At 63.7% G+C, this 25082-nt stretch carries 28 protein-coding genes; 13 read left to right on the top strand and 15 right to left on the bottom strand.

Annotated elements, in window-relative coordinates; translation table 11 throughout:
• Window positions 1-14: 14 nt before the first annotated feature.
• From QCE73_RS28400 to QCE73_RS28380, 5 genes are all read right to left on the bottom strand, one after another.
• A complete protein-coding gene (locus QCE73_RS28400) occupies window positions 15-845 on the bottom strand; it encodes a GNAT family N-acetyltransferase (protein ID WP_404989839.1) in 831 nt (276 codons plus the stop codon).
• A gap of 200 nt (window positions 846-1045) precedes the next feature.
• Window positions 1046-1285, bottom strand: a complete 240-nt coding sequence (locus tag QCE73_RS28395; protein WP_035501540.1) for a hypothetical protein — start codon at window positions 1283-1285, stop codon at window positions 1046-1048.
• Between the two features lie 291 nt (window positions 1286-1576).
• Entirely contained in the window at window positions 1577-2083 is a 507-nt protein-coding gene (locus QCE73_RS28390) for a cupin domain-containing protein (protein ID WP_309884555.1), read from the bottom strand.
• A gap of 19 nt (window positions 2084-2102) precedes the next feature.
• Entirely contained in the window at window positions 2103-2897 is a 795-nt protein-coding gene (locus tag QCE73_RS28385; RefSeq protein ID WP_309884554.1) for an alpha/beta hydrolase, read from the bottom strand.
• A complete protein-coding gene (locus QCE73_RS28380) occupies window positions 2894-3925 on the bottom strand; it encodes a M14 family zinc carboxypeptidase (protein ID WP_309884553.1) in 1032 nt (343 codons plus the stop codon). Before QCE73_RS28380 ends, QCE73_RS28385 begins: the two co-directional genes overlap by 4 nt.
• A 237-nt stretch (window positions 3926-4162) precedes the next feature.
• Between QCE73_RS28380 and QCE73_RS28375 the strand changes: the two genes are divergently transcribed.
• Complete coding sequence (locus QCE73_RS28375; protein WP_035501533.1) at window positions 4163-4414, top strand: DUF4148 domain-containing protein; 252 nt, start codon at window positions 4163-4165, stop codon at window positions 4412-4414.
• Window positions 4415-4425: 11 nt separating this feature from the next.
• On the opposite strand, the gene QCE73_RS28370 is transcribed toward QCE73_RS28375, so the two are convergent.
• Together QCE73_RS28370 and QCE73_RS28365 are read right to left on the bottom strand one after the other, a co-directional pair.
• Window positions 4426-5607: an acyl-CoA dehydrogenase family protein gene (locus QCE73_RS28370; protein ID WP_309884552.1), complete on the bottom strand. Its 1182-nt coding sequence runs from the start codon at window positions 5605-5607 to the stop codon at window positions 4426-4428.
• A gap of 82 nt (window positions 5608-5689) precedes the next feature.
• Window positions 5690-6070, bottom strand: coding sequence for a nucleotide pyrophosphohydrolase (locus QCE73_RS28365; RefSeq protein ID WP_309884551.1), 381 nt, complete (start codon window positions 6068-6070; stop codon window positions 5690-5692).
• Between the two features lie 290 nt (window positions 6071-6360).
• On the opposite strand from QCE73_RS28365, the gene QCE73_RS28360 reads away from it, so the two are divergent.
• A complete protein-coding gene (locus QCE73_RS28360) occupies window positions 6361-7566 on the top strand; it encodes an NAD(P)/FAD-dependent oxidoreductase (RefSeq protein WP_035501528.1) in 1206 nt (401 codons plus the stop codon).
• Between the two features lie 7 nt (window positions 7567-7573).
• Here the strand turns inward: QCE73_RS28360 and QCE73_RS28355 are convergent, their stop codons facing one another.
• Both QCE73_RS28355 and QCE73_RS28350 read right to left on the bottom strand, forming a co-directional pair.
• Window positions 7574-8557: a 2-dehydropantoate 2-reductase gene (locus QCE73_RS28355; protein ID WP_309884550.1), complete on the bottom strand. Its 984-nt coding sequence runs from the start codon at window positions 8555-8557 to the stop codon at window positions 7574-7576.
• A gap of 70 nt (window positions 8558-8627) precedes the next feature.
• Window positions 8628-8816, bottom strand: a complete 189-nt coding sequence (locus tag QCE73_RS28350; protein WP_035501527.1) for a DUF2970 domain-containing protein — start codon at window positions 8814-8816, stop codon at window positions 8628-8630.
• Window positions 8817-9028: 212 nt separating this feature from the next.
• On the opposite strand from QCE73_RS28350, the gene QCE73_RS28345 reads away from it, so the two are divergent.
• The 9 genes from QCE73_RS28345 (at window position 9029) to QCE73_RS28305 (ending at window position 15511) form a co-directional block, all read left to right on the top strand.
• Window positions 9029-10786: a nitrite/sulfite reductase gene (locus QCE73_RS28345; RefSeq protein WP_309884549.1), complete on the top strand. Its 1758-nt coding sequence runs from the start codon at window positions 9029-9031 to the stop codon at window positions 10784-10786.
• Window positions 10783-11160: a DUF934 domain-containing protein gene (locus tag QCE73_RS28340; RefSeq protein ID WP_309884548.1), complete on the top strand. Its 378-nt coding sequence runs from the start codon at window positions 10783-10785 to the stop codon at window positions 11158-11160. The genes QCE73_RS28345 and QCE73_RS28340 overlap by 4 nt, the downstream gene beginning before the upstream one ends.
• 204 nt (window positions 11161-11364) lie before the next feature.
• On the top strand, window positions 11365-11799 hold the full coding sequence (locus QCE73_RS28335) for an Hsp20/alpha crystallin family protein (protein ID WP_035501522.1): 435 nt from the start codon (window positions 11365-11367) through the stop codon (window positions 11797-11799).
• A gap of 13 nt (window positions 11800-11812) precedes the next feature.
• Window positions 11813-12217 carry an Hsp20/alpha crystallin family protein gene (locus QCE73_RS28330; RefSeq protein ID WP_309884547.1) on the top strand — a complete coding sequence of 135 codons (405 nt, stop codon included), beginning with the start codon at window positions 11813-11815 and terminating at the stop codon, window positions 12215-12217.
• Window positions 12218-12366: 149 nt separating this feature from the next.
• On the top strand, window positions 12367-13146 hold the full coding sequence (locus tag QCE73_RS28325) for an ABC transporter substrate-binding protein (RefSeq protein ID WP_309884546.1): 780 nt from the start codon (window positions 12367-12369) through the stop codon (window positions 13144-13146).
• Window positions 13147-13151: 5 nt separating this feature from the next.
• Window positions 13152-13940, top strand: a complete 789-nt coding sequence (locus QCE73_RS28320; RefSeq protein WP_309884545.1) for a methyltransferase domain-containing protein — start codon at window positions 13152-13154, stop codon at window positions 13938-13940.
• Between the two features lie 75 nt (window positions 13941-14015).
• A complete protein-coding gene (locus QCE73_RS28315) occupies window positions 14016-14663 on the top strand; it encodes an H-NS histone family protein (protein WP_309884544.1) in 648 nt (215 codons plus the stop codon).
• A 132-nt stretch (window positions 14664-14795) separates the two neighbouring features.
• Complete coding sequence (locus QCE73_RS28310) at window positions 14796-15071, top strand: hypothetical protein (protein WP_309884543.1); 276 nt, start codon at window positions 14796-14798, stop codon at window positions 15069-15071.
• Between the two features lie 179 nt (window positions 15072-15250).
• Window positions 15251-15511, top strand: a complete 261-nt coding sequence (locus QCE73_RS28305; protein WP_035501512.1) for a hypothetical protein — start codon at window positions 15251-15253, stop codon at window positions 15509-15511.
• A gap of 45 nt (window positions 15512-15556) precedes the next feature.
• On the opposite strand, the gene QCE73_RS28300 is transcribed toward QCE73_RS28305, so the two are convergent.
• Window positions 15557-16972: a PLP-dependent aminotransferase family protein gene (locus tag QCE73_RS28300; RefSeq protein WP_309884542.1), complete on the bottom strand. Its 1416-nt coding sequence runs from the start codon at window positions 16970-16972 to the stop codon at window positions 15557-15559.
• A 155-nt stretch (window positions 16973-17127) separates the two neighbouring features.
• Here QCE73_RS28300 and QCE73_RS28295 point away from each other — a divergent pair, with 155 nt between their 5' ends.
• The gene (locus QCE73_RS28295; protein ID WP_035501511.1) at window positions 17128-18456 is read left to right on the top strand and encodes an aspartate aminotransferase family protein; all 1329 of its coding nucleotides are present in this window, start codon (window positions 17128-17130) and stop codon (window positions 18454-18456) included.
• 58 nt (window positions 18457-18514) lie between these two features.
• Here the strand turns inward: QCE73_RS28295 and QCE73_RS28290 are convergent, their stop codons facing one another.
• From QCE73_RS28290 to QCE73_RS28270, 5 genes are all read right to left on the bottom strand, one after another.
• A complete protein-coding gene (locus QCE73_RS28290; protein ID WP_309884541.1) occupies window positions 18515-18964 on the bottom strand; it encodes a PaaI family thioesterase in 450 nt (149 codons plus the stop codon).
• The gene (locus tag QCE73_RS28285; RefSeq protein WP_309884540.1) at window positions 18961-20424 is read right to left on the bottom strand and encodes an efflux transporter outer membrane subunit; all 1464 of its coding nucleotides are present in this window, start codon (window positions 20422-20424) and stop codon (window positions 18961-18963) included. Before QCE73_RS28285 ends, QCE73_RS28290 begins: the two co-directional genes overlap by 4 nt.
• Window positions 20425-20440: 16 nt before the next feature.
• Complete coding sequence (locus tag QCE73_RS28280; protein WP_309884539.1) at window positions 20441-22015, bottom strand: DHA2 family efflux MFS transporter permease subunit; 1575 nt, start codon at window positions 22013-22015, stop codon at window positions 20441-20443.
• Between the two features lie 11 nt (window positions 22016-22026).
• Window positions 22027-23118 (bottom strand): HlyD family secretion protein, encoded by a 1092-nt coding sequence (locus tag QCE73_RS28275; protein ID WP_309884538.1) that lies wholly within the window; start codon window positions 23116-23118, stop codon window positions 22027-22029.
• Between the two features lie 157 nt (window positions 23119-23275).
• The gene (locus QCE73_RS28270) at window positions 23276-24214 is read right to left on the bottom strand and encodes a LysR substrate-binding domain-containing protein (protein ID WP_309884536.1); all 939 of its coding nucleotides are present in this window, start codon (window positions 24212-24214) and stop codon (window positions 23276-23278) included.
• A 176-nt stretch (window positions 24215-24390) separates the two neighbouring features.
• Between QCE73_RS28270 and QCE73_RS28265 the strand changes: the two genes are divergently transcribed.
• Entirely contained in the window at window positions 24391-24927 is a 537-nt protein-coding gene (locus QCE73_RS28265) for a carboxymuconolactone decarboxylase family protein (RefSeq protein WP_309884535.1), read from the top strand.
• The last annotated feature ends 155 nt before the right edge of the window (window positions 24928-25082 follow it).

Genomic DNA, 25082 nt, shown 5'->3' with positions numbered 1-25082 from the left:
CGGTTTGCCGGTCTTCAGCCGAGCTCGAAAGTCGTCACGCCGAACACGTTAGCAAGCGGCACGTCCGGGGCCGCCTGCGTGTACATGCGCGCCGTTTCGAAGACGCTCTTCATGTCGTGCTCGACGGCGAGCGCGAGCGCGGCGGGATTGCTTTCGGGCACGTCGAGGAACACGGTCTCGCCCGGCAGCGCGGACACGAGCGCGCGATACAGCGCACGCGCGGTCGCGAGATCGTCGGCGAACAGCGGACCGATCTTGTGACCCATGCCGCAACGCCGGATCACGGCGAGGCCGCGCACCGCGTCGCCATCGAGCGCGGCGAGTGCGCGCGCGTGCTTTTGCGGCTGCGACAGCCACGCGCGCAGGAACGCGGCGCGCTCGCAGGCGAACATGCGCGTGTCGTAGCCGAGCAGGCGATCGAAGGGAACAGCCGAGGCATCGGCGATCGTCACGCCATCGACAGAATCTTCATCCGCCGACGCGACGCCTTCATAGCGCACGTTCCGATACGCGAGCACGAAGCCCGATTTGCGATAGTTCGGCTGCTGCGCGAGCACGCCGTCGAGCCCGATGTTGCGCGCGCCGAGATAGCGCATGCCTTCGTTCCACAGGCGCATGCCGAAGCCCTTGCCGCGCCATTCCGGGCACACGATATACAGGCCGATGAAGCCGAATGCATCGCCGTATGCGACCGCGGAGATGCAGCCGACCGGCGTGCCGTCCCACGTGCCCACGAAGAAGCCCTGCGAGTCGGCGGCGAAGAAAGAGCGGGCGTCGTCGAGGCCCGGATTCCATCCTTCGGTCGCGGCCCAGTCGAGTGCGACATCGACATCGCGCGGCGTCATGCGGCGCAGGGCGAAGCGGGGATCGTCGGGTGCGGCGTCAGATGGACAGGGAACGGACGGCATGTGACACGCCTTGTCGGAATGCAGGTGCGTTCAGTGTCGCGCGTTTCTGGTGCAGGGGAAAGATGCAGCGAGGGATGGGTACAACGGGGAAGTGGCGGGACAGCGGAAGGACATCGGGGCGAACGTGCTCGCCCCGGTCAGGAGTACCCCTGGCGCCGCTCGCCGCGGCTGAAGCTCTGGCGCGAGCGCCAGTCTTCCGAGCGCAGGACGTGCTCGCCGTCCTCGCGCGCCGCTTCTTCGGAATCGAAGCCTTCGTCGCTATACGCGACGACCTTCATTCCGCCCCCCGCCGCTCGCTCGACGGTGATGCCCCAATGCCACCCGCCTTCCTGATGGAAGATATGCAGAGTCGGTTTCGACGATGTGGTCTGTTCCATATGTGCGGCTCCTTCAAGCAGACGCCCGTACTGCTTACCGGCCCTGCCCGATGAAACGCTCTGTGCGTACCGGCGTTTGATTGTTCGTGTCGATGCTTCTCGATGCGTGAAGCGAAGGGCTCATGCCACCCGCCAGGAACAGCATACGCAATGCGATGCTGCGTTGCAACACGAGGTTTCCCTATGCGTGGCCGCAACAGCACACGCTTTACAAGAATTAACAAGAATAAGCAGGAATGTCGCGATCGTTGCATGCAGTAAGCGGCGGAAACGCCGCGTGCTGCGCGGGATTCACTCGCCGTCCCAATAGCCGAGCGAATCGCTTGCGCGAAAGACGGCGCGCAGCCCTTTGACGCCCGGCTCATCGACGACGAGCACGGCCTGGCGGCCCGTATCCGGATACTCGACCACTTCGGGCGACTGCATCGTGCTGATCGCGAGATAGCGCAGCGTCTGCGTGCTCGTCTTGACGATCTGATGCGCCGTGTCGGCATTGCCCGGCGGACACGCGATGACATCGCCCGCGCGAATCGGATGCGTTTCCCCGCCGAGCCGCACTTCGCCCTCGCCTTCGATGACGAAGAACATCTCCTCGTTCACGCGATGATGATGAAACGGGAACGCGCGCTTGCCCGGTTCGAGCACGATGAGGCTGTAGCCGAGCTTCTTCGCGCCGATCATGCCGCCGATACGCGCGATGCGCGGCGCGTAGCGTTCGGCGGCTGCGCCCGTCGGTGCGAATTCGGGCGGCAGCGGTTGAGGATCGAGCGTATCGAGATTGACGATGGGCGTTTTCATGATGTCTTGAGTATCGAAGTCATGCGCTTGTCGCGCGAATGTCACGCGTGCTTTCGTGCTCGCCGAGCCACGCGGCGATCGCGTTGCACGTCCACTCGGCATCGTCGTGCGGCAGATCGTGGCCGGCCCACGGATGCACCCTGTGCGGCGCGCGCCATTGCTTCGCGATGCGCGCCGAGCATACCGGATCGACGAGCCGGTCAGCCGCCGACGACAGCAGCAGCACCGGACAGCGCGGCGCATCGCGGGCCGCGTGAAAGCGAGCCGCTGCCGCGAGCTGCCGCAGCGCATTCGATGCGCTCGCGCCATGCGTGCGCCGAAGCTGCGCCCAGTGCGCAATGTCCGCATCGCGCGAGTCAGCACGGTTGCATGTGAGGTCGAAAATCATCTCCTCGCATCGTTCGGGTTGCGTCCATATCATCGCGATGCGGGCGAGCATCGGCCATGCCGTGGGACGCAGGCGTTCGGGCAGGCGCGCGAACGGGCGCATGCTGGTGTTGATCAGCACGAGCCGCTCGATCTCGCCCGCGTGACGTTCGGCCCACGCGGCCGCGACCATCGCGCCGAGCGACATGGCGAGCACGCGACATGGAAAGCGCAGCTTCAGCGACGCGGCGCGCTCGCGCACGAAGTCCATCATCGCGACGACGGAATGCGGCGCCGCATGCGCGTGTTCGACGCCATTGCCCGGCAAATCGATGCACACGACACGCTCGCCCTCTTCGACGAGCCCATGCGCGACGAGTGCCGCATCGAACGCGCCCCAGTGACGCGTTTCGCGTGTGAGACCGCGCAGGAGCACCCAGTCGCTCATGACGTGCGCTGCCAGTGCGCGCGCGCGCGCCGCAACACGTCCTCGCGGAATTCGCCGCTCGGCAGCCAGCGCCGCGATGAAAACGCGGCGCGCGTGAGGAAATCGAAGAAGTTCGGATGACGCCGCAACACGCGCCGCGTGCGATGCGCCTTGATCGGATTGAAGATGCCGAGACGCGAGAACATCTGCATCGGATTCTTGCGAATCCAGCGCCACGAGCCGAGTTCGAGCGTCATCGGCAGAAAGATGTTGGGCGCGCGCGAGCGGTCATACGCGAAGTCCCACAGATCGCCGTGCAACAGGTATTGATGGCTCTGCGGCTCGAATGCGTAGCCGTGATGCGGATACGATTCCTCGAACATCGTCTTCAGCAGAAACATTTCCGGCAGATGCGCCATTTGACGCTCGGTGCGCGCGTACGGAAACCAGATGCTGTCGTCCCAGCCGAATCCCGAATGACAATCGAGCGCGAAGCTGAGCGGCCGCGACATCAGTTGCTCCTCGACGACCGAAAGCAGCGCCGCGCTCTCCACTTCCATGCGGCCGTCCACCGGCCCGCGATACCACGGCAGCCACGGCCCGATGCGCTGGCCGCCCGCGAGAAACGGCACGCGTCCCTCGGCGCTTTGCGGCGCGTTGCGCATCAGATCGACACCATTCGGATTCGCGCGGGTGCGTGCGAACATGCCGCCGGGATTGACGATCGGCATGAAGATGAGACGGATCGCGCGCAATTGATGATGCAGCGTGTCGTCCCATTCGAGGCGGCGCAACAGCGCGCGCATGTATTCGAGCACGAGCTGCGTGCCGATGCATTCGAGCCCATGCACGCCGCCGAAAAAGCCGATCGCGGGCGCTTGCGGATCGTCCGAACCGATCGCTGCGGTCAGGATCGGAAACGATTGATGGCGTGCGCGCACTTCGCCCATCGTGCGCCACGCGAAGCGCGCGCCGCCCGCGATGCGGATCGCCTTCAGTTCGTCCATCTCCGGAAATCTGCTGGTGACGGCGACGCTCGAGGTGCTCATGACGGCGGCCTTTTTGTCGTGTATTCGTTGGCTCAGGCTTTGGCTCGGTGTTGCGCGGCACTCCCCGCCCGAAAAAATCGAGTATAGGGCGCTTCGTCGGTACACGACATATCGAATATCACGCCGCGCGCACGCAAAACGCAATCAATGTACGGTGCGCTACCAAAACGGGTTCTGCACGTTCTCGTTCTGTCACCTAGAATGAAATCGCCGTGTCATGCGGTGTGAGGGTTCGTCATGTCATCCATTCCCCGTTTCATCGTCGGCGCGCTGGCATTGTGCTGCGCGGCCGCTGCGCTCGCGCAACCGCAGGCGCAAACCAGTGATCCGAACGCACCGAAAACCCGCGCGCAGGTCCGGCAGGAGTTCCTGCTCTGGCGCTCGGTCGGCTACGATCCGAATGACTGGCTGAACTATCCCGAGAATGCAATGCGCGCGAGCCGCATCATCGCGCAGCGTCAGGCTCGCGGCGAAACCTCGGTGCAGTGATACCGCATTCGTCAGGTTGATTCGACGCGCGGCTTTTGCCCGCGCAGAATGCGCCGCGCGATGCTCCAGCGATGCACTTCCGACGGACCGTCGTAGATCCGGAAGGCGCGCATGTCCGCGAAAATCCGCGCCACGACGGTTTCATGCGTGACGCCCTGACCGCCGAGCACCTGCACCGAGCGATCGACGACGCGCCACAGCGCCTCCGATGACACCACCTTCGCGACGCTCGATTCGTGCTTGCCGAGCACGCCCTGATCGAGCACCCACGCGCAGTGCCAGATGGCGAGGCGCGTCACGTGCAAATCCATTTCGTTGTCCGCGAGCATGAAGCCGACGCCTTCGTGCTCGCCCAATGCGCGGCCGAACGCCTGACGCTCTCGCGCATATGCCGTCGCGACGTCGTGCGCGCGCCGCGCGGCGCCGAGCCAGCGCATGCAATGCGTGAGACGCGCGGGCGAGAGTCGCACCTGCGCATATCGAAAGCCTTCGCCCGGCTCGCCCAATACGTTCTCTTTCGGCACGCGCAAGCCCTCGAAGCGCACGACGCCGTGGCCGCCGGTAAAACACGTGTCGAGCGAATCCATCGCACGTTCGATGATGATGCCCGCGCTCGACATATCCGCGAGGAACATCGTCGCGGGACCGTCGGCGAATTTCGCCATGATGATCGCGACCGCCGCGCCCTCCGCGCCGGTGATGAACCACTTGCGTCCGTCGATCACGTATTCGTCGCCGTCCTGCGCCGCGATGGTCTGCAGCATCGAGGGATCGGCGCCCGCGCCCGGCGACGGCTCGGTCATGCAAAAACACGAGCGGATGTCGCCCGCCGCGAGCGGCCGCAGCCAGCGTTCCTTTTGCTGCGGCGTGGCGACGGCTTCGAGCAGGTGCATGTTCCCTTCGTCGGGCGCGGCGATATTCAGCGCGACGGGACCGAGCGGCGAATAGCCCGCTTCCTCGAACAGGATGGCCTTGGCGACGTGATTCAGGCCGAGGCCGCCGAATTCGGGCGATACGTGACTCGACAACAGTCCCGCCTTGCGCCCTTTCGCAACCAGTTCGGCGCGCAGCGCTTCGTTCGGGCCGTGCGGCGTGCAACGCGGATCGCGCTCGAAGGGGATGATTTCTTCAGCGATGAAAGCGCGCACGCGCGCCTGCAGATCGGTGAGTTCGGGCGAGAGGGAAAAGTCCATCGGCAATCCTCTAAGGGAACGGGCTGAACCGAAGCTTAACCGTGCGGGCGCACTGCGCGCCAGAGGCTTTGCCCGTACATGCTCACTCGTCGTACTCGGTGTATTTGCGCGCGTCGCCCTTCACTTTGTGCGCCGGATACTTCGACCGGTTCAGCGCCATTTTTTCGATCAGCGCGAGATGCAGATCGACGTCGAGCGAATCCGCGAGCATCACGAGATACGCGAGCACGTCGGCCATCTCGTGACGGATCGCGCGTAGTTTTGCTTCGTCGAGTTCGGCCTTCTCGCCGGTGGCGAGCCATGTGAACGGTTCGAGCAACTCGCTCGCCTCGACGGACAGCGCCGCCGCGAGATTCTTCGGCGAATGAAAGCGGCTCCAGTCCCGCTCGCGGACGAACTCGCGCAGCATGTCGCGCATCTCGACGAGCTCGCTTGCGTCTTTCTGCTGATTCTGCTGCTCCATGGTCTTCCTCTGACGTTTCGTTGCGTACCTTAGCTTAGCGCGACAGCGCAACGCCTTCGCCTTTTCGCCGCTTCCGTCGATCCAACTACGCCTCGATATGTCCCAGAAGCGTGTCTCGATGTCGGAAACTCACATACATCAGGTCCAAATTCGCGAATTCGAGACAATTTGACACGCGCGGGACAATTTTCTTGCATCGATTAACTGCGACTCATAGAATCGCAGTTAATCGATGACGACGAAGACCGTCCGTCGAGCGACCCCAATATCGAATTCCAAGGAGCATCGAAATGTCCAAGCGCATTCTGGTAGTCGGAGCCGGCTTCGCCGGCATGTGGAGCGCCCTGTCCGCCGCGCGTCTCATCGATCAGCACGGCCGGACTGATATCGAAGTCGTTCTGATCGCGCCGGAGCCGCATCTGCACGTGCGTCCGCGTCTGTATGAAGAGAACGCCGCGGGCATGAAGGCGCCGCTGCTGGACATCTTCGCGTCCACGGGCGTCAGGTTCATTCAGGGTACGGTGGAGCGCATTCACGTCGAGCGCAATGAAGTCGACGTGCTCGGCGCGGACGGCACGCCGTCGTCGTTGAACTACGACCGTCTCGTTCTGGCAACCGGCAGCCGCCTGTTCCGCCCGCAGATTCCGGGGCTCGCGCAGCACGCGTTCAGCGTCGATCAGGTCGATGAAGCCGCCACGCTCGAAGCGCATATCAAGGCTCTCGCGACGCAGCCCGATACGCCCGCGCGCAATACGGTGGTCGTCGCCGGCGGCGGCTTCACGGGCATCGAAACGGCAGCGGAAATGCCGGCGCGCCTGCGCGCTGCGCTCGGCGCGGATGCGAAGGTGCGGGTCATCATCGTCGAACGCAACAAGGAAATCGGTCCGGACCTCGGCGCGGGTCCGCGTCCGGTCATCGTCGAGGCGCTCGAATCGCTCGGCGTGCAGTGGCGGCTCGGCGCGGCGGTGACGTCCGTCGATGCGAACGGTCTCAGCACGTCAGATGGCGAGCGCATCGAAGCGAGCACCGTGATCTGGACCGCCGGCGTGCGCGCGAGCGCGCTGACCGCGCAGATTCCCGCCGAACGCGACGCGCTGGGCCGCCTGCATGTGGATCGCAATCTGCGCGTGCTGGGTGTCGATACGGTCTACGCGACGGGCGATGTCGCCTACGCCGCCACCGACGACGAAGGCAATCACGCGATGATGTCCTGTCAGCACGCGATGAACCTCGGCCGCTCGGCGGGCCACAATGTCGCGGCGGATTTGCTGGGCGATGCGCCGATTCCGTACAGCCAGCCGAAATACGTGACGTGTCTCGATCTGGGCCCGTGGGGCGCGGTCTATACGGAAGGTTGGGAGCGTGAGGTGAAGATGTCGGGCGCGCAGGCGAAGCAATTGAAAACGCGCATCAACACCGAGTGGATTTATCCGCCGAGCGCGGAGCGGGCCGAGGCGTTCGCGGCCGCGGACCCGCTGCGAATCGTCGTGGCGTAAGGCGAACTCACGCCGCCGGATAGAGCCCCAGCGTGCGCGCGTGCAGGCGCGCGAGTCCGAGCAGGGCATCGGTGAACGGCGTCGGCACGCCGGTCATCGCGCCCAGTTCGCGTACCGACGCGACGAGCGCATCGAGCTCGACCGCCTTGCCCGCCTCCACGTCCTGCAACATCGACGTTTTCATCGCGCCGAGCTTGAGCGTGACGGCGTGACGGTCTTCCGGCGCCTGTTCGATGGGAATGCCGAAGCGCGCGCCGATCTCCTTCGCTTCGAGCATGACGTTCGTCACGAAGCCGCGCACGAGATCGTCGCCCAGGATGCGGTCGGTCGTTGCGCCGGTGATCGCGCTGATGGGGTTCATCGTCATGTTGCCCCACAGCTTGAACCAGACATCGCGCTGAATCTGCGGTGAGAGCGTGGCGTCGAAGCCAGCCTTCGAAAAGAGCGACACGAGCGATTCGGTGCGTGCGGTCGGCGCGCCCGTCGCTTCCCCGAGAATCAGACCTTTGCCCTGTCGATGCCAGATGACGCCCGGCGCTTCGACGAAGCAGCTCGCATGCACGACGCAGCCGACGGTCTGCGCGCCCGGTATCGCGGCGGCGATCGCGCCGTGCGGATCGACCGACGACAGGCGCTTGCCCGTGAAAGGCTCGTTAAGGCCGTCGCAGAACCACCAGGGCACGCCGTTCATCGCGGTCAGCACGGTGGTGTCGCTCGAAAGCAGCGGCGCGATATGCGTGGCGACGGATTCCATCGCGGGCGCCTTCACCGCGACGATGACGAGATCCTGTGCGCCGAGATCCGCGGGCTCGGCGCTGGTCGCGACCTTCACGGTATGCGCCGCGTCGGTTTCGACGAGCCGCAGCCCTTCCTTCTTCAACGCTTCGAGCGTCGCGCCGCGTGCGACCACGCTGACATCGCAGCCCGCCTGCGCGAGCTTCACGCCGATCCATCCGCCGATGGCGCCCGCGCCATATACGCAAACTTTCATGGTCCGATCCTCGCTCGTGGCAATCATCCGATCGCCATTGTAAGAGCGGGACGGCCCGCGCGCCGCGCGATCAGTGCGCGATACCGGTGGCGAGCTTCGCGACCGTCAGCAGCGTCAATCCGAACGCGCCCGCGAGCATCACGGCGACGACCGGCAACAGCGGCAGCTTCACATGCGCGAAATCGGCGTTGTGCGACGCGCGCTTGCGCACGCCGAAAAAGCTCCAAAACACGATGCGCATCATCTTCAAGAGTTCCATGAGCGGCTCCTTTGCATGGGTCCGTATCGATTTTCCATGCATCGATGTTGCGCGCCGCGTCATGTGAAAAACAGCAGCAGTTGCGCTGTATTCGGCGGTAGCAGAATGACGCGCGATATCGGCTGCTACCGTCGAATCGATCGCAACTGCTGCTTTCGGAATGCCGTGGCGCGCTCTATCGTTGGCCCTCTCTCCGCCAATGCGCCGCATCCATGTACCGATACACCGAGTTCGACAAGTCCTTCGTGAAAAGCCGCGCCGCGCAATTCCGCGATCAGCTTGAGCGCTGGCAGGACGGCCGCCTGAGCGAAGATGCGTTCCGCCCGCTGCGCCTGCAAAACGGCTGGTATGTGCAGCGCCATGCGCCGATGTTGCGTGTGGCCGTGCCCTACGGCGAGTTGTCGAGCGCGCAATTGCGGGTGCTCGCGCGCATCGCCCGCGAATACGACGATCCCGATCCCGAGGTCTATCGCGCAGCGAGCGAAGCGCAGGGCAAGCTCGGCACCGAACGTCTGCCGTCGCATTGCGCCCATTTCACGACGCGCACCAACGTCCAATTCAACTGGATTCCGCTCGACAAATCCGCGGACGTGATGGACCTGCTCGCCACCGTGGACATGCACGGCATCCAGACGAGCGGCAATTGCATCCGCAATATTTCCTGCGATGAACGCGCGGGCGTCGCGCCCGACGAAGTGGCCGATCCGCGCCCTTTCGCCGAGATCATGCGGCAATGGACGACGCTGCATCCCGAGTTCGCGTTCCTGCCGCGCAAGTTCAAGATTGCGATCACGGGCGCAAGCGAAGATCGCGCGGCGACCGCGTGGCATGACGTCGGCCTGCAACTTGTGCGTAGCGAAGGCGGAGAGCTCGGCTTTCGCGTGAGCGCGGGCGGCGGCATGGGGCGCACGCCGGTGATCGCCACGCCGATGCGCGAGTTTCTGCCGTGGCGGCACATCATGAACTACATCGAGGCGATCGTGCGCGTGTACAACCGTTACGGCCGTCGCGACAACAAGTACAAGGCGCGCATCAAGATTCTGATGAAGGCGGAAGGCCAGCGCTATATCGATGACGTCGACGAAGAGTTCCGGCAGATCGTCGAGCATGACGGCGCGCCGCATCTCATCTCGCAAGCGGAACTGGACCGTGTGAGCGCGTCCTTCGTGCCGCCTGCGCTGAATGTCCCGCCTGCGACCTTCGACGACATCGACCCGGACGGCCATCCGCTCTTCGCGCGCTGGCTGCAACGCAACGTGGCGCGGCATAAGGACCCCGCGCTGCGCATCGTGACGCTGTCGTTCAAGCGTCTGCTGCAATCGCCCGGCGATGCGAGCGCGGACCAGCTCGACATCGTCGCGAATCTCGCCGATCGCTTCTCGGCGGGCGAAGCGCGCGTGACGCATACGCAGAATGTCGTGCTGCCGTGGGTGCGCGCAAGCGAGCTGTTCGCACTATGGCAAGCCGCGCGCGAAGCAGGCTTCGCGAGCGCGAACGTGCAGCTTCTCACCGACATGATCGCGTGTCCCGGCGGCGACTTCTGCGCGCTCGCGAATGCCCGTTCGCTGCCGATCGCGCAGGCCATCACCGAGCGCTATCAGGATCTCGACGAACTCGACGACATCGGGGAAATCGATCTGCATATCAGCGGCTGCATCAATTCGTGCGGGCATCATCACAGCGGGCATATCGGCGTGCTGGGCGTCGACAAGGACGGACGCGAGTGGTATCAGATCACGCTCGGCGGATCGGACGGCAGCGCAGCGAGCGGCGCGGCGCAACCCGGCAAGGTGATCGGACCGTCGTTCAGCGCGGCCGAAGTGCCGGATGTGATCGAGGCGATTCTTTTGACCTATCGCGATACGCGCGAGCGCAATGAGCGCTTCATCGATACCGTGCGCCGCGTGGGCCCCGAACCCTTCAAGGCGGCCGCGCATGCAGCCCGGACGAACGACGAGGTGACGGCATGAACGGCACGCGACGCATGCGCATTCTCGCGCTCGAAGATCACGACGCGGATAGAAGCGAACGCGTCGCGATCCTCTCTAACGACGACGATCCTCAATCGCTGAAAGATCGCCTGAAGGATATCGATCGCATCGAACTGCACTTCCCGCATTTCACCGATGGCCGTGCTTATAGCCAGGCTTATCTGCTGCGCAAACGTCTGGGTTTCGACGGAGACTTGCGCGCAACCGGCGACGTGTTGATCGATCAACTCGTACAAATGGAACGCACGGGATTTTCGAGCGCGGTGCTCAAGGAAGGCGTGGATATCGCGGATGCCGAACGACAGTTCGCGCGTTTCGCGGGCTACTATCAGGGCGATCTGGCGTCGCACTGAAGCGCGCATGCGGACGGATATAAGCGCGCTTCGACGCCTTTCAAGAGCCGCCACGCGAAAATAAAAAGCACTGGAAACATAGGCCTCCGGTATTGAAACGATAGCCTTCGCACCTACTTTGGATGCAAGGGCAGCGGCACAGCGCGCTGTCGTTTCAACTTCCTGCTGCCGGCCTCGTCGGGCCGCACTATCGGAGACTGGACCATGAGTGACTTTTATTTTGGCGGCGACGTTTTCTCGGAGCTGGACCGCGTGCAACGGCAGGTGTCCTCGCTCTTCGGCAATCTACCTTCCAGCATTCGTTCGAGCCGCGCGGATGCTTTCCCTCGCCTGAATATCGGCAGCACCGATGACGCGATTCATATCGTCGCGTTCGCGCCGGGCGTCGAGCCCGCATCGCTCGATGTGACCGTCGACAAGGGCACGCTCACCATCAGCGGCGAGCGCCGCGCGCAAGCAAGCGTGGAAGGCGCCCGCACCTATGCGAAAGAACGCTTCGCCGGCAGCTTCCGCCGCGTGATCGAGTTGCCGCAGAACGCGGACGCCGACAAGGTCGAAGCGCGCTATGAGAACGGCACGCTGTCCATCACCATCGGCAAGCGCGAAGCATCGAAGCCGCGCGCGATCACCATTCAGTAATAGGGAAAACATCATGACCGAGAATACGCAAGTCGCCCCGCAAGGCACGAACGACGTGGCGCGCAAGAACGAAGACACGGTGCGCCGTGCAACGGTGACGCCCGCGGTCGATATCGTCGAGGATAGCCACGGCATCACGCTGTGGGCCGATCTGCCCGGCGTGTCGCGCGAGAAGCTCGACGTGAAGGTGCACGATGCCCGCCTCACCATCGAAGCCGAAGCGGCACTGCCCGTGCAAGGCGCGGTGCGTGTGCATCATGCCGAATTGCGCGCGCCGCGTTTCGCACGCGCCTTCACGGTGAGCGACGATTTCGACACCACGAAGATCGACGCGAATCTCACCAACGGCGTGCTCAGACTCACGATCCCGCGTCGCGAGGAAGCGCGTCCGCGCCGCGTCGAAGTGCGCGCGGGCTAAGCGCCGAAAACAACGCCATAAGTTTTGATTCGAACGGCCGCGATCTTTTCGCGGCCGTTTTTCTTTTTGCGCTACACACACGCCTCTATAATCGTCGGCGGCGGCTCGCGTCGCCTACACTCATAAACTCATGCAAAGAAGGGACTATCGTGAAGAGGCTGTTGACGGTGTTGTTGGGTTCGATGCTGATCGTATCGATCGGCGTGCATGCAAAGGAATGGTCGACTATCCGCTTCGGTGTCGATGCAAGTTATCCGCCTTTCGAATCGAAAGCACCCGACGGCACGCTGGTCGGCTTCGACATCGATGTCGGCAATGAACTCTGCCGGCGTCTCAATGCGAAATGCGTGTGGGTCGAGAACGCATTCGACGGCATGATTCCCGGCCTCAAGTCGCGCAAGTTCGACGGCGTGCTTTCCACGATGTCGATGACACCCGCACGCGTCAAGCAGATCGCGTTCTCCAGCAAGCTCTTCCATGTGCCCACGCGCCTCGTCGCCAAGCGCGATTCGAGCATCCAGCCGACGGCCGATTCGCTCGCGGGCAAGACGGTCGGCGTCGAGCAAGGCTCGATGCAGGAAACCTACGCGAAGGCGCACTGGGGCGCTAAGGGCGTGAAAGTCGTCTCGTACGCGGATCAGGATCAGGTGTATCAGGACTTGCTCGCCGGGCGTCTCGACGCATCGCTGCAAAATGCCGTGCAGGCGGAACGCGGCTTTCTCGATACGCCGCGCGGCAAGCCCTACGGCTTCGCGGGCGGCGCGTTGGAAGACAGCGCGATCTTCGGGCCCGGCACGGCGATCGGCTTGCGCAAGGAAGACACCGACCTGAAGGAAAAGCTCGACGGCGCCATCGCCGCGATGATCAAGGACGGCACCTATAAGCGCATCGAGCAGAAGTACTTCGACTTCGATATCTACGGCGAGTAACGACGATGACGCAGCCCGCGAACGATCAATCCGATGTGCATCGCGCAGCCGTGCAAGGCTATACGGCCAACGCGGATAGCTATGTGCGCGGGCGGCCCGACTATCCGCCGGAACTCGCGGGCTGGCTCACCGGGACGCTCGGGCTGAAACCCGGCGCGAGCGTCGTCGATCTCGGCGCGGGCACGGGCAAATTCACGCCGCGTCTCGTGCAGACGGGCGCGCGCGTGATCGCGGTCGAGCCGGTAGATTCGATGCGCGCCAAGCTCGCGGCCACGCTGCCCGATGTCGAGGCGCTCGCGGGCACCGCGCAATCGATACCGCTCGAGGATGCTTCGGTCGATGCCGTCGTGTGCGCGCAGTCCTTCCACTGGTTCGCGAGCAGCGCCGCGCTCGACGAGATTCAGCGCGTGTTGAAGCCGGGAGGCCGCCTCGGCCTCGTGTGGAATCTGCGCGATGCGCGCGTGCCGTGGGTTGCGAAGCTCGACGCCATCGTCAATAAATACGAAGGCGACGCGCCGCGCTATTACACTGGCGCGTGGCGTCACGCATTTCCGCATGAAGGCTTCGGTCCGCTCGTCGAAACGCATTTCTCGCTCGGCCATACGGGTTCGCCCGAAGATGTGATCGTGCATCGCGTGCGCTCGACGAGTTTCATCGCGTCATTGCCGGAAGCGGCGCGCGTCGAAATCGATGATGAGGTGCACAAGCTCATCGAGCGCGAACCCGAGCTGAGCGGCAAGCGTGAAGTCACCGTGCCTTATGAAACCGCGGCGTTCGTCGCGATCAGGCAGTAACAATCAGCGCGCGTTGGCACGCAGTCGAGTGGCACGCACGAGCCGAGAATAGACAACACAAAAGAGGAGACAGCAATGGCGACACTCAAGCAGATGCAGGCAAAGCTGAAGAAACTGCAGGCGCAGGCCGAGCAACTGATCGCGAAGCGCGCGCAAGCCGTGCTCGACGATATACGCGCGATGATGGAAAGGCACGGTCTCACGACCGCGGATATAGACAAGCACGGAAAGAAGGTCAAACGCGCTGCAAAGCCGAAGGTCGCGCTGCCCGCGCCGGCGGGTCGCCATCAAGCGATGACGAAGCTCGCTAAAAAAGGCAAGCTGCCGGCGAAGTATCGCAATCCGAAGACGGGCGAAACCTGGAGCGGCTGGGCGCGCCCGCCTGCGTGGATCGCGAACGTGAAGGATCGCAGCAAGTTTCTGATCGATGCGGACAGCGCGGAAATAGCGGTCAAGCCGAAGGCGGCCGCCAAGAAAGCCGTGGCCAAGAAAGCTGCGGCCAAGAAGACCGCGGTTAAAAAGACTGCGGCGAAGAAAGCAAAGCCAGCGCAAACGAGCGCGCCGGCCGCGAAGAAAGCGACTGCGGCCAAGCCTGCCGCGAAGCGCAGCGCGCCGCGCAAACGCACCGCGAAAGCAGCGCCCACCGCCGCGACCGTGCCTGAGCAAAGCAATGCAGGCGCTCCGGCATCGACGACCACCGGCGACGCATCGGCATCGAATTAGCCTTTTTTCCAGGGGAGCACGGAAAGAATCGACATGGGTGCGCGGCCATCGCCGCGCGCCCGCAAGGATCTTTGGCTTCGGCATGATGCTTGCGTGAACGTAGATACCCATGCAGAGAATGTCGAGGACGCCATGCATCATTCGATCGAACCGCACGAACTGACGAAGATCGATATTGCGCGCTTTCACGTCGTACAAGTCTCCGACGGCACCTTCACCGTCGTGCTGTGGGAAGCGCCCGAATCCGACGCCGACGCCCCGCCCGTGATGCACGCCAAGACATCGACACTCACGATTCGTCTGTGCGATCCGCTCAACGCCGTGCGTCGAAAAGATGTCTGCGAGCACTTGCGTGCGCAACTCGCTGCGTCGCGAGTCAGGCAAACACATCGCGAAGCCATCGCGTAATCCCATTGTTTGAGATCGGCGAAAACTCAATTGGCTTTTCGTGCGATTAAAAAGCGGCCAAGTCCTTCTACACTGCGTTCGCATGTCGGGTGCGTTTCGTAGCGAACGATTCGCTTCTCCGATTGCGGTTGTCACTGCCAGATAACCGCATCTCCTCATATTTTTGTCGGAGCAATCTCGTGAACAAGCGACTCGTAGTGGGCTTTGCTATTGCATTGAGTTCTCTCTTCGCCGGTTCGGCATTTGCAAGCGGTTATGGGCCGGCGCCGCATTATCGTCCCGATGTCGGTGCGCCTGCTTCGCAGCATGGCGTGAGCGCGCAAACCTTCGCGGCGGAAGAAGCCGCGCAGGGACGCGGTGATTTCGGCAATACGGAACGCACCGCGCAGGTTCAGCGCGGACAGGTTTCCGCATCCGCTTCTTCGCAAGTGGCGCAATAAGCTTTGATTAATACGGACACGACGATTCGATTCGTCGTGTCCGCTTTAAAAGCCTTTGATCGTTTTTTCCAGAAACGTCCAGAGTGCATCGTCCACGGAATAAGGGACGTTGAATCTGAAGCACGCGCTTTCTGCATCGTCGGGACGGAAGTAAGAGCCGGGCGCGAGCCATATGCCGTGCTGCAATGCGCGCGTCGCGACGGCGCTTCCTTCTGCGGGATCGATCGGTAACGCACCCCACAAAAACAGACCCGCACGCGGACGCCGGAACAACTCGACGCCCAGCGCATCCATGCGATCCTCGACGAGCGCATGGGCGTCTTTCAGCTTCTCCACGACGAATTCCACATGCCGCGCGTAGCGCCCTTCCGTCAGCACTTTCTCGACGATGCGCTCCGTCGCCTCCGATGACGTCAGTCCCACCGCCATCTTCGTGCGCGCCAGTTCGCGCAACACATCTCGTTCAGCGACGACATAACCGCAACGCAGCGCGGGCGTGATCGTCTTCGCAAAGCCGCCGACGTATAGCACGCGGCTCAGCCCTTCCATCGCCGCGAGCAAGGGCGCGCCGGGCGGCGCGAGCTCGCGGTTCACATCGTCCTCGACCACCCACAGGCCGTGACGCTCCGCGATCTGCATCAGACGAAACGCCGACGCCGTGCCGAAGGTCGCGCCCGTCGGATTCTGCAAGGTTGTATTGAGAAAGACCGCTTTCGGCCCATGCTCGATGACGATGCGCTCGAACACGTCCGTATCGATGCCCGCGGCGGTGCGCGGCACGCCATGCACCTGAAGCCCGGCGAGCCGCAGAATCTGCAGCAGATTGCAGTAGCCCGGATCTTCGACGACGACCGCATCGCCCGGGCGCAGCAACGTGCGCACGATGAGATCGAGCGCCTGCGTCGCGCCCGCGGTCAACAGCACGTTCGACGCGGCATCGACCGGCAGACCATGACGGTCCAGTTGCTCCGCGATGCGCTCGCGCAACGGCGCGAAGCCGTACGGATGCCCGTAATCTGCGATGCGCGCCGAAGGCACGCGACTCACCGCGCGCAACGCATGCTGAAGGCCGCTCTCGTTGACCCATTCGTTCGGCAGCCAGCCGCAGCCGGATTTGATCGGCACGGAATGATCGGCGAATACGTCGGACAGAAGCCATGTCGCGGTGAGGCTCGGCGGTTGCCATTCGACCGCGCGCACGCGTTCGCTGCGCCCGCGCGCGGCCACGCGATAGCCCGAACCGCGCCGCGCGGTGACGAGGCCCATCGACACGAGCCTGCCGTATGCCTCCGTCACCGTGAACGTGCTGAGACTTTCCGCCTCGGCGAGACGCCGCACCGAGGGAAGGAGCGCGCCCGCGCGCAGCGTCTGCTCCTCGATCGCCGAAGAAAACGCGCGCACCAGTTGTTCGACGAGCGTCGGCGCCTGCCGCGTGCCGCGCTCCAGCTTGAGTTCGATCATGGATTCGAGAATAGCGCGGTCATCGCGCATCGGCCAATACAGTTTGCAGCATTTTGCCAGCACAGTTGGCAGCGCAGTGATCGAACTGTCTATGCCGTGCAATTTTGCCGAGGAATACAGTGCACAGACCGTTCTTTCCAAGGAGGAGACCCGCCATGAATGCTCGCCCCGTCATCGACGACCTTTCGTCGTTCTGGATGCCGTTCACCGCCAATCGCCAGTTCAAGGCCGCGCCGCGCCTGCTCGAAAGCGCGAAGGGCATGTACTACCGCTCGACCGACGGCCGCGAAGTGCTCGACGGCACCGCCGGTCTCTGGTGCGTGAACGCGGGCCATTGCCGGGACGAGATCGTGGACGCGGTGCAGAAGGCGCTTTCGACGCTCGACTTCGCGCCGACCTTCCAGATGGGCCACCCGCTCGCCTTCGAAGCCGCGACCAAGGTCGCCAACCTGATGCCCGAAGGGCTCGACCGCATCTTCTTCACGAACTCGGGCTCGGAATCGGTCGATACCGCGCTGAAGATCGCGCTCGCCTACCACCGCGCACGCGGCGAAGGCCAGCGCACGCGACTGATCGGCCGCGAGCGCGGCTATCACGGCGTCGGCTTCGGCGGTATTTCGGTCGGCGGCATCGCACCGAATCGCAAGACGTTCTCGGGCGCGCTGTTGCCGTCGGTCGATCATCTGCCGCATACGCACGATCTCGCGCGCAACGCGTTCACGAAGGGCCAGCCCGCATGGGGCGATCATCTCGCGGACGATCTGGAACGCATCGTCACGCTGCACGATCCGTCGACGATCGCCGCCGTGATCGTCGAGCCGCTCGCCGGTTCCACGGGCGTGCTCGTGCCGCCGCAAGGCTATCTGCAAAAGCTGCGCGACATCTGCACGAAGTACGGCATTCTCCTGATTTTCGATGAGGTGATCACCGGCTTCGGTCGTCTGGGCAAGGCGACGGCGAGCGAGTACTTCGGCGTGACGCCCGATCTCATCACGATGGCGAAAGCGATCAACAACGCGACCATTCCGCTGGGCGCCGTCGCTGCGCATCGCAACGTGCACGACACGGTCGTCAACGCGGGCGCCGCCAATGCCATCGAGCTGTTCCACGGCTATACGTATTCGGCGCACCCGGTCGCGACCGCCGCGGCCATCGCGACCATCGATCTGTATCAGCGCGACAAGCTGTTCGAGCGCGCCGCGTCGAAGGCCGAGAAGTTCGAAAGCGCCGCTCACGCGCTGCGCGATGCGCCGTTCGTGAAGGACATTCGCAATCTCGGACTCGTCGCGGGCATCGAGCTCGAATCGCGCGAAGGCGCGCCGGGCGCGCGTGCGTATGAAGTATTCGTCAAGTGTTTCGAAGCGGGCGTGCTCGTGCGCTACACCGGCGATATCCTCGCGTTCTCGCCGCCGCTCATCATCGAAGACGATCAGATCGATCAGATCTTCGGCACGGTGAGAAAGGCGCTGGAAAGCGTGAAGTAAGCGGTTTTCTCGCGGCAGACAGCCCGGATCCTCGCGATGAGGAACCGGGCTTTTTCTTTTACCGCTCCATGACGAGCAAGGTCGATGTCGCCGAGGCGAACAATCTGCCTCGCACATCTTTGAGCGTCGCTTCGGCGAACGCGGCGCGGCGTCCGATCGACAGCACGCGTCCTTCCGCGCGCAGCACACCCGAATCGCGCGTGACCGCCTTGTGATACGCGACTTTCAATTCGAGCGTCGTATACGCCTGCGTCGCGGTCAGGCATGAATGCACCGAGCAACCGCACGCGGAATCGAGCAGCGTCGCCGCATAGCCGCCGTGCACGGTGCCGATCGGGTTATACGCGTGATCGCCGGGTACGCCCACGAACACCGCCCTGCCCGCTTCCACTTCGATGAATTCGAAATCCAGCGACTCCAGAATGCCCGGCTTGCGTCCGCTCGCGATCAGCTTGCGCAGTTGCGCGAGACCATCGAGGCCGGCGGCGGTTTCTTCGATCAGGCTCATTTCGTCGTCTCCGTTTTATCGCTGGCGGTCTTGATCACGTCGTCATCGCCGGTCACGCTCCAGCCGCCGCCGAGCGAACGATAGAGCGCCACCGCCGCGAGCGCATGTTCGCGCTTCGACTGGTTCAGCGCATCGGCGTCGCGCAGATACGATTGCTGGGCGTCGAGCACATCGAGAAAGCTGGCCGCGCCGCCCTTGTACAACTGCGTCGATAGCGTGAGCGACTGGCCGGATGCGGAAAGCGCATCGGTGAGGCGCGCGGTAGATTCGGTCGTGCTGACGAGATCGCTGCGCGTGTCCTCGACATCCTTCAGCGCTTCGAGCATCGTCTGACGCAGACGCAGTTCCGATTCGCGCATCTTGCTCTGGTTCTGCTCGATATCCGCCGTGATGCGTCCCGCGTTGAAGATCGGGCTCGTCGCGTTGAGCGCGGCGGAGAAGAGGTTGTCGGTCAGCGTCGGCAATCCGAGATATGACGATGCAAGCAAGCCATCCGACAGGCGCAGCGAAAACTTCGGATAACGCTCCGCACGCGCGACGCCGACTTCCGCCGCGCGCTGCTGCACGGTCGCGTATGCGACGAGCACATCGGGACGGCGCAACAATGCTTCGGACGGCAACATCTGCGGCGCGCCGCTCGCGGGCACGGGAATGACAGGCGCGGCGCCCGGATTCGCGAGCATCAGCTTGTCGATGGATTCCGGCGTGCGGCCCGAATACACCGCGATCAGGCTCAACTGATGCTGAATCGTCGCCTGCGTACGCGGCACGCGCGATTGCAGATCGCTAAGCTGATTCTGCGCGCGCGCGACATCGAGCTTCGTCGACAGGCCGTATTGCAGGCGGCGTTGCGTGAGCTTCAACGCGCGTTCGCGAATCTCCTGGTTGTCTTGCAGGATTTTCAGTTCGGCTTGCGCCCAGCGCAGATCGACATACGCGGCGGCCGTATCGGCGGCGAGCGCGAGCCTGACCTGATCCGCGGCATGTTCACGGCCGACGAGCTGCGCCTGCGACGCGAGCAATTCCAGACGCTCGCCGCCGAATACATCGGGCGTCCAGCTCAGCGTCAGGCCAAAGCCCGCCTGCTTCACATAGCCGAGCGGCGGCGGCGTGTTCTGGCGCGAGTACGATCCGCCCGCGCCCGCGTCCAGTTGCGGCAGCAACGCGGCGCGGCGTTGCGTCGTGATCGCTTCTGCCTGCTTCACGCGCTCGACCGCCGCCTGCACGTCGAGGTTGTCGTTCAACACCGACGTGACCAGCTCATGCATGACCGGATCGTTGAACTGATTCCACCATGCAGTCGGATCGACAGCTTGCTTCGGCACATCGACGTTCCAGTCGGCGGGCGCGGTCGCGTTCACGGTCGCGGGGAGATCGGCGTGCGATTCGGGCTGCACCGCGCACGCGGCGAGCGTCAGAGCCGTCACGCCCGCAAGTATTTCGACGAATAGTTTCTTCATGATCGAAGCATCCGGTTCAGTGCGCATCGGAGGAAGGCGGCGCGCTCGTGATCGGCTTCGCGAACATCACCGTCATCAAGCCGAAGAGAAAACACAGTGCGAGCACATAGAAGCAATCGGCGAAGGTCAGCACGAGCGCTTCGCGCATCACGAGCGCATGCAGCGATGCAAGTCCCGCCTGCGACGCATTGAGCGCATCGCCCGCGACGGACGACAGATGCGCGGAGCTGCGCGAGAGCAGATCGTCGATGACGGGCCGGCCGATCGTCACGTTCTCGCTCAGGCGCAGGTAATGCAGATTGAGGCGATCGTTGAGCATCGTCGCGCTCACCGCGATGCCGATCGCGCCGCCGAGATTGCGCATCAGATTGAAGAGTCCGCTCGCCGATTTGAGCCGCGACTGCGGCAGCGAACCGAGCGCCATCGTGACGATCGGCGGCACCGCGAATTGCTGGCCGATGCCGCGCAGCGCCTGCGGCAGGAGGAACTGTTGCCAGCCCCAGTCGTGCGTCAGCGGCGTATAGAAGTAACAGCCCGCGCCGAAACAGATCAGCCCGAATGCGAGCAGCACACGCATATCGATGAAACGCGACGCGAAGCCGTATACGCCGATGGAAAGCAACTGGAAGCAGCCGACGGAGAGCAGCGCGAGACCCGTATCCAGCGAATCGAAGCCGCGCACGCGAGCGAGAAACACCGGCGTCAGAAACACCGACACGAAGATGCCGATGCCCGTCACGAACGACAGCACGCTGCCTATCGCGAAGTTGCGCACGGCGAGCGCGCGCAGATCGACGATCGGGTCTTTCGCCGTGAACGCATGCACGAGGAACAGGAAACCGCAGATCGCCGAAATCCACGTACATACGATGATCACGTCGTCGCCGAACCAGTTCTTGCGCGGCCCTTCCTCCAGCACATATTCCAGACAGCCGAGAAAGCCCGACATCAGCACGATGCCGAGATAGTCGCCCTTCTTCAGCAGCGAAAGATTGGGCTCGTCGATATGCACGTACTTCGGCACGAGCAGCGCGACGACGAGACCCGGCACCACGTTCAGATAAAAGAGCCAGTGCCACGACCATTGATCGGTGATCCATCCGCCGATCACGGGTCCGATGGCGGGCGCGAGCGACGCCAGCGCGCCGATGGTCGTCGATGCGATCAGGCGCTGCTTGCCGGGGAAGATCACGAAGGCGGTCGTGAACACGGTCGGGATCATCGCGGCGCCGAGCGCGCCTTGCAGGCCGCGAAAGAGGATCATCGAATTGATGTCCCATGCCATGCCGCACAGCATGCTCGTGATCGTGAAGCCGACCGCCGATGCAACGAAAAGCCAGCGCGTGGAGAACACTTTCGACAGCCAGCCCGACATCGGAATGACGAGAATCTCCGCGATCAGATAGGACGTCTGCACCCAGGACAACTCATCCTGGCTCGCGGACAATCCGCCGCCGATATCCTTCAGCGACGAAGCCACGATCTGGATATCGAGCGTCGCCATGAAGAAGCCGAGGCACATCAGCGCGAACGCGAGCACGCGCTGTCTTATCGGCTGGTTCGCGGGATCGAAGGGAACGGTGTGGGTCATCGCCGCGCTCCTCAGCCGTTCGACTGCTTGGCGAGATGAACTTTCACGGTCGCCGAAAGACCCGGACGCAGCACCGATTCCATGCCCTTCGGCACATCGAGACGGATGCGCACCGGCACGCGCTGCACGATCTTCGTGAAGTTGCCGGTCGCGTTCTCCGCCGGCAGCACGCTGAAGGTCGCGCCGGTCGCGGGCGCGAGACTTTCGACGTGGCCGGTCAGCGGCACGCTGGATGCATCGAGTTCGACATCCGCTTCATCGCCCGCGCGCATCTTCTTCAACTGGTCTTCCTTGAAGTTCGCATCGACCCAGAGTCCCGTCGACGGCACGATGGTCAGGAGCGACGTGCCGACGTTCGCGAGCACACCCACGCGCGCCGTGCGATTGCCGACATAGCCATCCACGGGCGAGCGGATCGTCGTGTATTCGACATTCAGCTCCGCGACGCGGCGCGCCGCTTCGGCCGTGGCGACGCGCGCCTGCGCATCCGCGATCTGCGCTTCGATCACGCTCAACTGGCGCTTCGCCGCCACCAGCGACGCGCCGCTTCGATCCACCGATGCCTGCGCCTTCGTGTAGTCCGCATCCGCGCGTTCGACGATCTGGTTCGACACGGCATCGTCCTTCACCAGTTCGCGATAGCGCACCCGATCCTGCCCGCTGCGCGTGAGTTCTGCCGACGAAGCGCGCACTTCCGCCTGCTGCTGATTGATGACGGCGGCCTGCAACGCGTCCTTCGCCTGCAATTCGACCACCGCCGCGCGCGCGCCCGACAATTCGGCGTCGGCTTGTGCGAGGCGTGCGTCGTAGTCGCGCGCATCGAGGCGGATCAGCACCTGACCCGCCTTCACGCGCTGGTTGTCCTGCACGAGCACATCGGTGACGAAGCCGTTGACCTTCGGCGCGAGCACCGTCACATCGCCGCCGACGTAGGCATCGTCGGTCGTTTGCACGAAGCGCAGCACGAGCGCCCACCAGGCCACCGCGGCGATCAGCGCGAGCCCGACCAGTCCGAGCGCGAGCAGCATCCAGGGAATCTTGCGCGTCGGACGCGCGAGAGCCGGCGCCGCGACCGATGGAATATTTGTCGAAGGTGTCGTCATTTGTCGTTATAGTGCATATGCACAATTTGAATTGAGGAAAGGGCGAATCCGCTGCCCGTCATAGCCCGGAAGACTAGATGTGCATATGCACCAAGTCAACCGTCACGGCGCGCACGAGTGAATAACGCTGACGGAAAGAATCGCGGAAAGCCTTGCGTCACAAGGCCTGGAGGCCGATTTTCGAGTGCCCGGACAGCATGCTTTCGTCGGCGCAAAAGCGCACCGCATGTTCGACGAATGTGCGCACCTTGGCCGGCAGGAGCGCGCGCGTGCTGTAGGCGATCCGGATTTCGATGTGGGCATCGACGCGCTCATACGCGTCGAGCAGCGTGACGAGCCGCCCCGCCGCTACTTCCTGTGTGACGAGCGCCGTCGGCAAAACGCCGATGCCGAAGCCCTGCAACACCATCTCGCGATTGAACACCGCGCTGTTCGATGAAATATCGTGGTCGAGCGGCACGCGCAATTCCTCGCCGCCGATGCGAAACGTGAGCGCGGGCTTGCGGATCGATGGCGACATCGGCACGAACACGTGATCGACGAGTTCGGACGGATGGCGCGGCGCGGGACGCTGCGCGAGATACGCGGGGCTCGCGACGAGCACGAGCGGAATGGTTTCGAGCAGGCGCGTGACGGCGGTATCGGTGGAGAGCATGAAGGGCAGCACGATCGCGAGATCGTACCCTTCGCCGACGAGATCGATGGGCCGCTCGGTCAGCGTCACGTCGAGACGCACGTGCGGATGCGCGCGCCGGAAACTCGCGACGACGGGCGCGTAGCGGCTCATCATCACCGTCGTGTGCGCGACGAGCCGCAAGAGGCCCGTCGCTTCGCTCGCGCGGTTGGAGGCGCGCTCTTCCATCGCCTGAAGTTCGTCGAGCAGGCGCGAGCAGTCGGAGAAGAAGCGTTCGGCGGTCTCGGTCAGCGAAATCTGCCGCGTCGTACGATTGAAAAGCCGGCTGCCGAGCCGTTCTTCGAGACCCGCGATCGCACGCGACACGACGGGCGGCGACAAGCCGAGTATGTCGGCCGCACGCGCGAAGCTCTTCGCTTCGACCACCGTGCAAAACACCTTCAGGCTCGTCAGATAGTCCATGTGCGTGATCGTGACGCGTACAGAGAGCCTCGATCATGGCATGAAGCCGCCGCACTCGCACGATGAGACGATCGCGCGGTTTTACGAGCCGGGCGAGCATTCACGCGAAAGACGCATGCGCCTAAAGTTCAACCCATGCCATCGCGATGGCCAACCACTGAACGAAGGAGCACACCATGTCACGTCTTTCCCAAGTCAACGTCAACGAAGCCACCGGCCCTGCCGCCGACCTGTTCGCCGCCATCAAGAAGGCCGCCGGCCGCGTGCCGAACGCCTACGCGACCATCGGCACGCACAGCCCCGCCGCGTTACGCGCCACGCTCGACGGCGATGCGATTCTCGCGAAGAGCAGCCTCGACAAGGCCGATGTCGAAGCGATCAAGCTCGCCGTCAGCGAACTCGTGGGCTGTGATTACTGTGCTGCGGCGCATACGGTTGTCGGCAAGATGGTCGGGCTGTCGCAGAAGGAAACGCAGCAGATCCGTGCCGGTGAAGCGACCGGCAATGTGAAGCGCGACGCGCTCGTGCGGTTCGTGCGGCATGTGGCGGGGACCAGCGGGACCGTCGATGCGGCGCGTCTGACCGAAGTGCGCGAAGCGGGTCACTCGGAGGCGCAGGTCATCGATACGCTGTTCGCCATGAGCGTCATCAACTTCACGAATCTCGTGAATCGCGTGAACGACACTACGCTGGATTTTCCGGCGCTTGTGTAAGCGCTCGCCTGGTTTGGCGGTCGAGTGTTGCTTTCGCTGGGTCCCGGGGGCGTGGTGGTCTATTAGCACTGCCCCTCCCCGGGGCGGGGGTCACTTTCTTTGCTGCTGCAAAGAAAGTAACCAAAGAAAGCAGCTTCTCAGCGCCCGCGGTCACA

It is taken from the genome of Caballeronia sp. LZ029 (assembly GCF_031451275.1).
In the GTDB taxonomy this organism is placed as follows: Bacteria; Pseudomonadota; Gammaproteobacteria; order Burkholderiales; family Burkholderiaceae; genus Caballeronia; species Caballeronia jiangsuensis.
The sequence above is the reverse complement of the archived record's forward strand: the minus strand, read 5'-3'. Positions and strand labels throughout refer to the sequence as shown.

Excerpts from the sequence above, each read along its gene's own strand:
- QCE73_RS28400 (WP_404989839.1), bottom strand. The coding sequence starts at position 845 with ATGACGCCGCGCGATGTCGATGTCGCACTCGACTGGGCCGCGACCGAA.
- QCE73_RS28395 (WP_035501540.1), bottom strand. The coding sequence starts at position 1,285 with ATGGAACAGACCACATCGTCGAAACCGACTCTGCATATCTTCCATCAG.
- QCE73_RS28390 (WP_309884555.1), bottom strand. The coding sequence starts at position 2,083 with ATGAAAACGCCCATCGTCAATCTCGATACGCTCGATCCTCAACCGCTG.
- QCE73_RS28385 (WP_309884554.1), bottom strand. The coding sequence starts at position 2,897 with ATGAGCGACTGGGTGCTCCTGCGCGGTCTCACACGCGAAACGCGTCAC.
- QCE73_RS28380 (WP_309884553.1), bottom strand. The coding sequence starts at position 3,925 with ATGAGCACCTCGAGCGTCGCCGTCACCAGCAGATTTCCGGAGATGGAC.
- QCE73_RS28375 (WP_035501533.1), top strand. The coding sequence starts at position 4,163 with ATGTCATCCATTCCCCGTTTCATCGTCGGCGCGCTGGCATTGTGCTGC.
- QCE73_RS28370 (WP_309884552.1), bottom strand. The coding sequence starts at position 5,607 with ATGGACTTTTCCCTCTCGCCCGAACTCACCGATCTGCAGGCGCGCGTG.
- QCE73_RS28365 (WP_309884551.1), bottom strand. The coding sequence starts at position 6,070 with ATGGAGCAGCAGAATCAGCAGAAAGACGCAAGCGAGCTCGTCGAGATG.
- QCE73_RS28360 (WP_035501528.1), top strand. The coding sequence starts at position 6,361 with ATGTCCAAGCGCATTCTGGTAGTCGGAGCCGGCTTCGCCGGCATGTGG.
- QCE73_RS28355 (WP_309884550.1), bottom strand. The coding sequence starts at position 8,557 with ATGAAAGTTTGCGTATATGGCGCGGGCGCCATCGGCGGATGGATCGGC.
- QCE73_RS28350 (WP_035501527.1), bottom strand. The coding sequence starts at position 8,816 with ATGGAACTCTTGAAGATGATGCGCATCGTGTTTTGGAGCTTTTTCGGC.
- QCE73_RS28345 (WP_309884549.1), top strand. The coding sequence starts at position 9,029 with ATGTACCGATACACCGAGTTCGACAAGTCCTTCGTGAAAAGCCGCGCC.
- QCE73_RS28340 (WP_309884548.1), top strand. The coding sequence starts at position 10,783 with ATGAACGGCACGCGACGCATGCGCATTCTCGCGCTCGAAGATCACGAC.
- QCE73_RS28335 (WP_035501522.1), top strand. The coding sequence starts at position 11,365 with ATGAGTGACTTTTATTTTGGCGGCGACGTTTTCTCGGAGCTGGACCGC.
- QCE73_RS28330 (WP_309884547.1), top strand. The coding sequence starts at position 11,813 with ATGACCGAGAATACGCAAGTCGCCCCGCAAGGCACGAACGACGTGGCG.
- QCE73_RS28320 (WP_309884545.1), top strand. The coding sequence starts at position 13,152 with ATGACGCAGCCCGCGAACGATCAATCCGATGTGCATCGCGCAGCCGTG.
- QCE73_RS28315 (WP_309884544.1), top strand. The coding sequence starts at position 14,016 with ATGGCGACACTCAAGCAGATGCAGGCAAAGCTGAAGAAACTGCAGGCG.
- QCE73_RS28310 (WP_309884543.1), top strand. The coding sequence starts at position 14,796 with ATGCATCATTCGATCGAACCGCACGAACTGACGAAGATCGATATTGCG.
- QCE73_RS28300 (WP_309884542.1), bottom strand. The coding sequence starts at position 16,972 with ATGATCGAACTCAAGCTGGAGCGCGGCACGCGGCAGGCGCCGACGCTC.
- QCE73_RS28295 (WP_035501511.1), top strand. The coding sequence starts at position 17,128 with ATGAATGCTCGCCCCGTCATCGACGACCTTTCGTCGTTCTGGATGCCG.
- QCE73_RS28290 (WP_309884541.1), bottom strand. The coding sequence starts at position 18,964 with ATGAGCCTGATCGAAGAAACCGCCGCCGGCCTCGATGGTCTCGCGCAA.
- QCE73_RS28285 (WP_309884540.1), bottom strand. The coding sequence starts at position 20,424 with ATGAAGAAACTATTCGTCGAAATACTTGCGGGCGTGACGGCTCTGACG.
- QCE73_RS28280 (WP_309884539.1), bottom strand. The coding sequence starts at position 22,015 with ATGACCCACACCGTTCCCTTCGATCCCGCGAACCAGCCGATAAGACAG.
- QCE73_RS28275 (WP_309884538.1), bottom strand. The coding sequence starts at position 23,118 with ATGACGACACCTTCGACAAATATTCCATCGGTCGCGGCGCCGGCTCTC.
- QCE73_RS28270 (WP_309884536.1), bottom strand. The coding sequence starts at position 24,214 with ATGGACTATCTGACGAGCCTGAAGGTGTTTTGCACGGTGGTCGAAGCG.
- QCE73_RS28265 (WP_309884535.1), top strand. The coding sequence starts at position 24,391 with ATGTCACGTCTTTCCCAAGTCAACGTCAACGAAGCCACCGGCCCTGCC.